General features: G+C 31.3%; 5 protein-coding genes. 3 read left to right on the plus strand and 2 right to left on the minus strand.

Going from position 1 to position 10,627, the window contains the following annotated elements:
* Positions 1 to 10: 10 nt before the first annotated feature.
* From glgB to DK442_RS24855, 3 genes are all read left to right on the plus strand, one after another.
* Positions 11 to 1,918 (plus strand): 1,4-alpha-glucan branching protein GlgB, encoded by a 1,908-nt coding sequence (glgB, locus tag DK442_RS24845; RefSeq protein ID WP_109438625.1) that lies wholly within the window; start codon positions 11 to 13, stop codon positions 1,916 to 1,918.
* Positions 1,919 to 1,949: 31 nt separating this feature from the next.
* Positions 1,950 to 2,552, plus strand: a complete 603-nt coding sequence (locus tag DK442_RS24850; RefSeq protein ID WP_109438626.1) for an NAD(P)H-dependent oxidoreductase — start codon at positions 1,950 to 1,952, stop codon at positions 2,550 to 2,552.
* Positions 2,553 to 2,754: 202 nt separating this feature from the next.
* Positions 2,755 to 5,157 carry a glycoside hydrolase family 31 protein gene (locus DK442_RS24855; RefSeq protein WP_109438627.1) on the plus strand — a complete coding sequence of 801 codons (2,403 nt, stop codon included), beginning with the start codon at positions 2,755 to 2,757 and terminating at the stop codon, positions 5,155 to 5,157.
* Here DK442_RS24855 and DK442_RS24860 read toward each other — a convergent pair.
* Positions 5,132 to 8,845, minus strand: a complete 3,714-nt coding sequence (locus DK442_RS24860) for a hypothetical protein (RefSeq protein WP_109438628.1) — start codon at positions 8,843 to 8,845, stop codon at positions 5,132 to 5,134. The two genes, DK442_RS24855 and DK442_RS24860, sit on opposite strands and share 26 nt — an antisense overlap.
* Positions 8,846 to 8,847: 2 nt before the next feature.
* Positions 8,848 to 10,614 carry a hypothetical protein gene (locus tag DK442_RS24865; RefSeq protein WP_109438629.1) on the minus strand — a complete coding sequence of 589 codons (1,767 nt, stop codon included), beginning with the start codon at positions 10,612 to 10,614 and terminating at the stop codon, positions 8,848 to 8,850.
* Positions 10,615 to 10,627: the final 13 nt, after the last annotated feature.

Consider the following 10,627-nt stretch of genomic DNA (forward strand, 5'->3'; position numbering starts at 1 on the left):
CTAATTGTATATGGGTGGAGTAACTCCCTTTAGCTTCTTTTCAGAATTTGATATCAATCTTTTTAAAGGAGGTAATCATTATCGGTTATATGAGAAATTTGGATCACATATTACAACAGTAGATGGAATAGAAGGTACATATTTTGCTGTTTGGGCACCAGCAGCAAAATCTGTCTCTGTAATTGGTGATTTCAATTTCTGGGTTGAAGGAGAACATCAATTGAATGTGCGATGGGATAAATCGGGTATATGGGAAGGTTTTATACCTGGAGTTGGAAAAGGAAATGTATATAAATATAAAATTCATTCTAATGAGAATGATATTAAAACTGAAAAAGCAGATCCTTATGCGAGACGATGCGAGCATCCTCCTAAAACAGCTTCAGTAGTTTGGGATGATGATTATGCTTGGGAGGATAAGGAATGGATGCAAAAACGCAAAAGACATAATGCCAGTGATGCACCTTACTCGGTATATGAAGTACACTTGGGATCCTGGAAGAAAAGGATAGAAGAAAATCGTTCTCTTTCTTATACAGAATTATCTGATGAATTAGTTGCATATGTAAAAGAGATGCAGTTTACTCATGTAGAGCTGATGCCAATTATGGAGTATCCTTATGATCCTTCCTGGGGGTATCAGTTAACAGGGTATTTTGCTCCTACATCACGTTTTGGTTATCCAGAAGAGTTTAAATTACTCGTAGATAAACTACATCAAAATGATATTGGGATTATTTTGGATTGGGTGCCATCACATTTTCCTGAAGATGCGCATGGACTTGGTTTTTTTGATGGTACCTGTTTATATGAGCATCCTGATAAAAGAAAAGGATATCATCCCGATTGGAAGAGCCTGATCTTTAACTATGAACGTAATGAAGTAAAAAGTTTTCTGATTAGTAATGCTATTTTTTGGTTAGATCAATATCATGCAGATGGATTACGTGTAGATGCTGTAGCCTCTATGCTTTTTCTTGATTATTCTAGAGATGAAGGAGAATGGGAACCTAATATATATGGGGGTAGAGAAAATCTTGCAGCTATTGCATTTATGAAAGAACTGAATATTGAAGTGTATAGCAGTTTTCCAGATGTACAGACTATTGCAGAAGAATCTACATCTTTTCCTATGGTTTCTAAACCTACATATTCTGGTGGATTAGGATTTGGAATGAAATGGATGATGGGATGGATGCATGATACATTACAATATTTTGCTAAAGAACCCATCTATAGAAGACATCACCAAAATGATCTTACATTTAGTATGACTTATGCTTTTACCGAAAATTTTATGCTACCCCTATCACATGATGAAGTAGTGTATGGTAAACGTAGTATCATTGGTCGGATGCCAGGAGACGAATGGCAGCGGTTTGCTAACCTAAGATTGTTATATAGTTATATGTTCACTCATCCTGGGACTAACCTTCTTTTTATGGGGGCAGAATTCGGACAGCATGATGAATGGGATTTTCAAAAAAGCCTGGATTGGCATTTACTTCAATATGATTATCATAAAGGAATTAAAGAAATAATTACCGATCTCAATATTTTATATAAAAATAATCCTGCATTATACGAGCAACAATTTAGTAATTCTGGTTTTGAATGGATTAGTTATGATGATCATGATAATTCTGTCATTGCTTATATACGAAAAGGAAACAAAGACGAAAACCCATTGATTGTAGCTTGTAATTTTACACCGGTTCCCAGAACCAATTATCGTATAGGATTACCTAGGCAAGGAAAATTAGTTGAATTGTTTAGTAGTGATGATTCAAAATATGGAGGTAGTGGTATGAGTACAGAAAAAGAACTTGTAATTGAACAAAAAGATTGGCATTATAGATCATATTCTGTAGAGATTACTATTCCACCATTAGGTGCTGTTGTTTTTAGTATAGAATAATAAAAAGACGATTAGATAAAGCTGTATAGGAATGAAAATTCAAATCATATATTGTCATCCAAGTGAAAAATCTTATACCTATGAAATTTTAGAACAATTGAAGTCTAGTCTTGAAAAAGAACATTTAGAATTCGAAATTTCAGATTTGTATGAGATGAATTTTATAACTGATATGAATGAAGATGAATATGAAAGAGAAGGGTTTGCAAAAATTGAATTACCCATTCCGAATGACGTAAAAGAAGAGCATCAAAAGATAAACAAGGCAGATTGCATAATTTTTGTTTATCCAGTTTGGTGGAGTGATTGCCCTGCAAAATTAAAAGGTTGGTTTGATCGGGTTTATTCTGTTGGTTATGCTTATGGGAATGAGGAATCAAAACCTGAGGCTAAAATGAAAACTATAAAATATGGATTAGTTATTTGTACTGCTGGACACCCAAATCAATTTTTAGAAGAAATTGGAATTGCTGAAAGTATGAAAAATGTGATGATTAATGATAGGCTTGGAAAAAGATTTAATAAGAAAGAAATGATAATTTTAGGAGGAACTTTGGACAAAGAAAAAGTAATACAGGATCATTCAGAAATTATAAAATCAATTGGAAAAAAGATAAAAGAATACTGTATCTAATAACTTAGTTTTTATACTTTTTAAATGGGATTAGGTCATATAAACAATCCTTAAAAAGAGTAATAATTAAACAATTGTTAATTAAGAGTTATTTCAAACGTTTTCGTGATTTTTTCTTAATAAATAGTAGTAAAAATGATTCCAAATATGACTTAGAAATTGTTCTTTTACTATCCCAACATCTAACGAAAAATAGATCCATATGATTGTTAGCACAGAACTTGAGCAAAAAGGAAATTTGTTTCCAGGAAAGATTATTTCTTTTTCACAAAATGTAGATAAATTAAACTTTACTACAGAAAATGGTGTAATTCTACAGATTACTATTCTAAGAGGAAGTGTAATCCGATTTAGGTATGCTACCGATAACAATTTTGAAAATGATTTCTCATATGCAATAAGTGAAACCGGAGCTAGAGGATATAGTATATTAGAAGTTGAAGAAAATGATGAAGCATATACTATAATAACTTCAAAAATTGAAATCAGAATTGCTAAGGCAAATATTCATGTCACTATCTTTGATAAAGACGGAAATGTGATTTGTAAAGACGATTGGGGGTTTCATTGGGAACAGAGTTATGAATACGGTGGTAACATCGTCAAAATGAGTAAATCTGCACCTCAAGGTGAATGCTATTATGGTTTAGGAGATAAACCAATGCACCTTAATCTAAAAGGAAAACGTGTCGAGAATTGGGCGACTGACCAATATGCTTTTGGTAAGGATCAAGACCCTTTATATAAAAGTGTTCCCTTTTATATTGGTTTGTATGAAGAAAGAGCATACGGAATCTTTTTCGATAATACCTTTAGAACTTTTTTTGATTTTTGTCATGAACGACGAAATGTAACCAGTTTCTGGGCACAAGGAGGAGAAATGAACTATTATTTCTTTTATGGTCCTGATATGCAAGAGGTGGTTACTCGATATACAGACCTTACCGGTAAACCAGAATTACCCCCTTTATGGGCTTTAGGATATCATCAATGTAAATGGAGTTATTATCCAGAAAGTAAAGTAAAAGAAGTTACCAGTAAGTTTAGAGAACTTCAAATTCCATGTGACGCTATTTATTTGGATATTGATTATATGGATGGGTTTAGATGCTTCACCTGGAATAAAGAGTATTTTCCTGATCCAAAACGTATGGTTGCTGAACTGGCAGAGGATGGATTTAAAACTGTTGTCATTATTGATCCGGGAATCAAAATCGATGATAAGTATAGTGTTTATCAAGAGGCTATGGATAATGATTATTTCTGTAAGCGAGCAGACGGACCCTATATGAGAGGAAAAGTATGGCCTGGAGAATGTTATTTCCCAGATTTTACCAAACCAGAAGTAAGAGAATGGTGGGCAGGATTGTTTAAAGAGATTATAGACGAGATCGGGGTAAAAGGAGTCTGGAATGATATGAATGAGCCTGCTGTTATGGAGGTTCCTGGTAAAACATTCCCTGATGATGTACGTCATAGTTATGATGGTAACTACTGTAGTCATAGAAAAGCACACAATATATATGGTACTCAGATGGCCAGGGCAACGTATGAAGGAGTAAAGCGATTTGCTTATCCAAAACGCCCTTTCATCATTACCAGATCCGCATATTCTGGAGCACAACGTTATACATCTTCCTGGACAGGGGATAATATTGCAACCTGGGAACATTTATGGATTGCTAACATTCAGGCGCAGCGTATGAGTATGAGCGGGATGTCTTTTACAGGTAGTGATATTGGTGGTTTCGCAGAGCATCCAACAGGTGAACTCTATGCCAGATGGATCCAATTAGGAGTTTTTCATCCGTTTTGCCGTACCCATTCTTCTGGAGATCATGGTAATCAGGAACCATGGACTTTTGGAGAAGAAGTTGTAGATGTAACCAGGAAATATGTAGAGTTACGATATCAATTATTACCTTATTTATATTCTATGTTTTGGGAATATGCAGAAGCAGGGATTCCGATGTTAAAATCTTTGGTCCTTTATGATCAGGATGATTTACAAACACACTATCGAACAGATGAATTTATTTTTGGAAACCAGATTTTGGTGTGCCCGGTATTAGAACCTAATGCAAAAGGAAGAAGAATGTATATCCCTAGAGGAAATTGGTATAATTACTGGACTAGAGAATATGTAAAAGGCGGAATGGAGCAGTGGGTAGATGCCGATTTAGATGTCATACCATTATTCGTAAAAGAAGGCGCTATTATCCCAAAGTATCCGATTCAGCAATATGTGGGTGAAAAGAAGATCGAAGAGTTGAAACTTGAAGTCTACTATAAATTAGGAAATAAAGAAGTTTCTAAGGTGTATGAGGATGCTCAAGATGGTTATGATTACGCCAAAGGAAGATTTAGTTTAAGAAGTTTCTCATTTACTGGTAAAGAAAATGAAATTATTATTCAACAACATAAAGACGGAACGTATGTTACTGAATATGAAACTATGCAAATTGAATTAATTGGTTTGCCTTTTGAGATTAAAGAAATTGAAATAGATAATGTGGTGGTTTCTTTTGACAGTATAGATTTTAATGTAAAAAATAATGTATTAGTAGTACCTAAAGATTTTACTGAGCTTCATATAGTAGCTTAGTTTTTAAAGATTCGTTAGGGTTTTGATAAGCTCTTGATTTAACAAGTGAATCAAAAGAAGGAAAATTCCATTCTTTGATATGTCCTTTTTTATCCTTTGATATAATGCTTGTATTATCAAAAAAAGCTGCAGATGTTATACTGTATTCGTGTCGAATTAAGCTAGGGATTTGAATGAACTGATTTTTATCGTCTAGTTTTTGATAAATTTGAACCGTATTATCGCTACTTGCTGTAAGTACTAAATCGTTATTATAAAAATCTACATCTACAATGTCACCTGTATGAGATCTTAGATTTTGTAACACTGTATATTTTGATGTTGTCTTCATCCAAATAATTGCAGTATTATCTGCGCTTCCTGAAATGGCATACTTTTTATCTTTTGAGTAATCTATATCATATAGATAATCAATGTGTTTTTGTAGAGTGCTCTGTGTTTCTTTACTTAAAGAATTTAGCAAGTGAGCTTTCTTTTCGTTAAGCGATGATACATCATTATTAGTTGGTTTTAAATGATCTCGTTCGGGAAGTGCATTTATAGTATCAGCAATAGGGGTAATGTTCCATATTTTAAGAGTTTTGTCGTCACTACTTGTAGTTATATAGTTTGGGTTCTCTTTCACAAAAGAGACATTTTGAATTGGTTTCGAATGCCCCATAAATTGTTTCAGTAACATGTTGTTTGTACTTAATAAATTAGCTCCATTATCTCGACTACCCAAAAGCATTTCACCTTTTTGATTAACATCAATGGTATTGATTTGCTCATCATGTACATAGTTGTTTTTTGCTTTTAACGTTTTTAAATTAAGCGTTTTAATTCGTCCTTTCAATCCTAATAATACAGTAGTTGCGGTATCTTTGTTACTTATTTTGAAGGTATGGATGCGATCATTTTCTTCTAATTTGAGGTTACTTTTTACAATATTGTTTTTTAGTCGACTCCAATTACTAAAATATAATTTGTTAATCCCATACAAGACTAAATAATGTTCTGGATTGTTTTTAAAGGTCTTTATTTTTCTTACTTCTCCATTAAATTCTTTAACGACACTTATTTTATAAGTGTTATTTGGTAAATCTAATTCTAGTTGTATAAGCTTATTATCGATTCCTATTAAAAAAGAATATCCTTTTTGATGCTCAATATCATTTAGTTTTTTTGCATCCCAGATAACAATTTCAACATTTTTATTTTTATCTAGAACCTGTTCTTCTCCTTTTTGGTTAAGGAGTTGTACTATTATTTTGTCATCTTCATTAGCTGCGTTTTTGGCAATCAATGTCATTAATTCACTACTGCCAAAAGGTTTAAATGGTTCAAAACCAAGTAGCTTTTCCGTTTTTTCAAAAATTGTATTGTTTTGAGCGTTCTTTTCTTTAAATGATATAGATTTTAGGATTAATGAATCAGACGTTAAAGTAAATATATACAACTTATCGTCTTGTACTCGGGTTTTTGTAGCTAATAAGGTATCACCTCCCAAAGCGACACTATTATGATAGAAAGGGATTTTGTTGTATTCTTTGTAAAAATCATTTTTGAAATCTTTTACAATATTAAATATTGAATCATTTTCTGAAAAATTTGAAGTTGATTCATTATCCATAAAATTAGTAATCAAATGCCACCATTTCTTATTTTCACCTTCCTTTTTAAGAATTTTTTCTGACTCTAAAATATGATTAAATGAACTTGTTCTATCTATATTATAATCTCGCAGAGCATACCCCATCTTTTCATGGATTTTCATCGATAATTTGTTAATTGTATTTTCTTCCTCCAATCGTATTAAAGAGTACGCTAAAGCTGCCAAAATAAAAAGCAAGCAGGTCATAATAAATGGATAATACACAAACCTTTTTAATCTTTTTTCTAGTCTTTTTTGCTCTAATTCTTCTTTTTGAGTTTCTTCAATACTTTCTTTAAGGAATTGTTTTTTAAGTAGGAGACGATCTGCATTGTCATCGGTCATGATATACTCCATACATTGATTCATTCGTTCTATCTGTTTAGTAGATAGTAAATCTCCTTTGTCCTTAGTGTCCTGATATATATCAAAAGAAGAGATAAAATCTTTTTTAATCAACAACATAAAGTCATCTTCCGTTCTTATTTTACTAATTACTTTAGCAATAATATCATGGCTTAACTCTGTATAATCTGCCCCAAGATTTTGGTCTGTACTTACTTTTAAAATACCTTTCTCTTTTAACTTATTAATGATTTCAGATATGGTTCCATTGTATTCAAGATCATTAGTTTCACCCCAAATATCTTTTTGAATTTTATCTAATATTTTCCGATTGCTTATGACATAATAATTGTCTTTTTCGACTTGTATAGGTATTCTTTTTTTAAGATCGTCTTTAGTTTTAAAATGTCTTAAAAACTTTATCACACTATCTTTGTGTTCAACTCTATCATTTAGTTTGTTACTAGTGTTTTTTATAATTTTATTATTAACCTCTCTTATGTAGTTTTCTAAAACCTGCTCGATAGATCCAAATTCTTTAATCTCTTCTTCTTTAAATTCTAGGGGTAAATGTTCTTTGTTGTTTTGTGATGATTTATCTCCATAAGTCCTATAATAATCCACCTTATATAAACTATCCAGATATACCTGCAAAAAGGGGAGGTGGTAACTAGTGGATTCATTATCCTTAATTTTAATTTGATTAAGAATTAATTCTATTCTACTATCTTTCTCTGTATCAGATAACGTTTCTTTTGTGTGATCTTTGTATTGATTGATATTAAATTCTTGAAAGGATTTTTTTATAATATTTTTAATAACGTCCTTATTCGGATGCGCTAATCGTATTTTTTTATAAAATATATGCGGAACATAAGACTGTAATTGATCCAGATGCCCAAAATATTCTTCTCGTAAGGATATGATAATATTAAATGGGATTTTATACTCAAAAATAAGTTTTAAGAATAATCCAAACTTATTAATTTCCTCTTCGGTTCCATAAACAAAAAGCTCTTCAAATTGGTCAAATATAATTAGTGGTGTAAAAGGTGTTTGCGAGTTCTTTGCTCTATTACCCATGAAGTAATCATAGATTTCATTAGATATAGTGGTTACTTGTTTGTTATCTTCTCTTAATTGTTCTAATAAACCTTTTCTTTCGGTAATGAATTTTTGTAATCGCTCTTTGTATTTTGCAATCAATTCCTGGGTGCTCAATGAATCATCTACAGAAGTATTATCAGATGGTTGAGTCGAAGTAGGTACGATCTTATCTTTTCGTTTTAGCTTAATGATTTTTTCTTCCACACTTAGCATCATTCCTTCAATATGCTTAATAGATACTAATACTTTGTTTAAATCTGATTGTGCTAAAAAAAAGTCATCAATTAATTTTGATTGATTATTTACGATCTTACTTTCAAAACCTTGATGTATAAAAAGTTTTTTCTTGATGGCTTCAATAAGATCCTCATCTCTTCGAATACTCAGTACTTTTTTCTCTCTTTTAATTCTATTAAGTAATCCACAATAGATGAGACTGGTTTTGCCAGACCCAGAAGGCCCATGTAAGATCATAATGGATGAATCTTTATACAATTCAAAAAAATCCATACTTTCTTTATCTCTGCCAAAATAACTTTGAAAATCATCTTTTTTATAAGAATCGAGAAATTTAAAGGGAGATATTACTTTTCTGTGTGGCATAGCTAGGAATTAGAGATTAGATTCTTTATGTATTCAAAGTGATCTCGTATTTTTTTCTTCTCTTCTATCTCAATAATATCTTTTTTACCATCTTTATATAAACCAAGAATCATGTCTTGATTTAATGGAACTTCAATTTCTTCTCCAAGTTTTTTCTTTTTTGAAGTGTTATCTCTATCTACTCTTGCATTAATGACCTCTTTATATATTAATTTATCAGTAGCTTCTGAGTACCGATCAAGGTAGTATAGTTTTATTTTATCTTTGGCAACAGATGTAGAATTTACATCCAAATAGAAAGGAGATAAATTGAGTTCTCTTTTTGGTTTTCCTGTACCGTTTTTTGTAGTGCATATATAGACAGAATGTACATCTATATCTAGAGTTGATTCCTCATCAGTTACCTCAAATACCACACTTTTCTTATTGTCTAAGGCTGTTGGTCTATTACTAACAGGGTAATAAGATCTATTAATCACATAAGAACGTTGATTATCATATTTAAATTGATTATAAAAAACATCATAAATAGATTCAATACCAAGGTTTCTAAGGAATTTAAAATTTCGAATAAACTTTTCCAGATATTGTTCTGTTCTTATATAATCTTGTTTACTATTTTTATTATGCTCCAGATGAGTAGAGAAAAAATCTGATACTTCTTTGAATACCTGTTGATTCTCCAGGACACAAGTCTTTAATTCTTTCCAAAGCGGATTTTTATCCAAATATTCGTCCGGAATATTGTTATAAATGTAAACAAGGTCTTCAGAAATCTTGTATTGAACATTTGATTCCCATCCAAGTTCTAAATTGTCTCTGAGCGTTTCTTTTAATTGTGAGCTTAATTTGGTTCTAAATTTTGGTTTATCTTTTGATATTGACCAGATTATGGAGTATGCAGAAAATTTAAGAAAATTGAGAAATTCTTTAAACATACTTCTAATAACCCAATAACGCTCTTTGGTTAATTCCTGATAAACACTGTTGTTGATATCATTAAAATCTGATAATATTTCTAGATGTATACACAAAAAATAAGGGTAATATTTATATAACTCTTCTTCTAGGTTTTCTTCCTGTCTGATCTCATCTATTAACTCTTGAAAGTTCTTTTTTACAGGAAAAGTATCTGGATCAGTATGCCATTGTTCGATCTCTTTATTGATTTTGAAGTAATAGTTATTTACTTTTTGCTCAATAGTTTCTGCTGCTCCCGAACCTCTTTCTGTGTCATTAGGAGCTTTATAATGACCTTGTAAAAATCCCTTTGCTTGCTTAAAAACGTCATCTATTTTTTCACTTTCATTGATGTTATCTTTATGATTTAATAATAGTTCATAAAATTTGGTAGATAAGGTATAAGCAAAGTGATCATATACAGGAGTATTGGTACCTATGACTACGGGTATATTATGTAAAGCTTCTACTATTTTATGAGTAGAGCAGCCATTTATGAATACCATTTTTAATTTAGGAGCATTATTTAAAATCTCTATTAATCCTTTATCATTGAATATTTCATCACTTAACTTGATCGCTTTATCACCATCATCATGATGACCGCTAAAATGAAATATGGTCATATCATTAGTAAGTAATTGAAGTTTACTAATAAATCCATCGATACCTTCATTAGGGATAATTTCTTTACTAAAGATATTTTTATGTTTTAGTAAAAGAACATCAATAGCTTTACGCTCATCATCTAAACTGTGTAATGGAGCTTGATCATCATTTTCAAATACTCCAACAAAATATTCATTCATTGTTTGTGTATTT

The sequence above is a fragment of the Aquimarina sp. AU119 genome (assembly GCF_900312735.1).
Taxonomy (GTDB): domain Bacteria; phylum Bacteroidota; class Bacteroidia; order Flavobacteriales; family Flavobacteriaceae; genus Aquimarina; species Aquimarina algiphila.

Bases quoted from the DNA above. Each gene is read 5' to 3' on its own strand.
- DK442_RS24865 (WP_109438629.1), bottom strand. From the start codon at position 10,614: ATGAATGAATATTTTGTTGGAGTATTTGAAAATGATGATCAAGCTCCA.
- glgB (WP_109438625.1), top strand. From the start codon at position 11: ATGGGTGGAGTAACTCCCTTTAGCTTCTTTTCAGAATTTGATATCAAT.
- DK442_RS24860 (WP_109438628.1), bottom strand. From the start codon at position 8,845: ATGCCACACAGAAAAGTAATATCTCCCTTTAAATTTCTCGATTCTTAT.
- DK442_RS24855 (WP_109438627.1), top strand. From the start codon at position 2,755: ATGATTGTTAGCACAGAACTTGAGCAAAAAGGAAATTTGTTTCCAGGA.
- DK442_RS24850 (WP_109438626.1), top strand. From the start codon at position 1,950: ATGAAAATTCAAATCATATATTGTCATCCAAGTGAAAAATCTTATACC.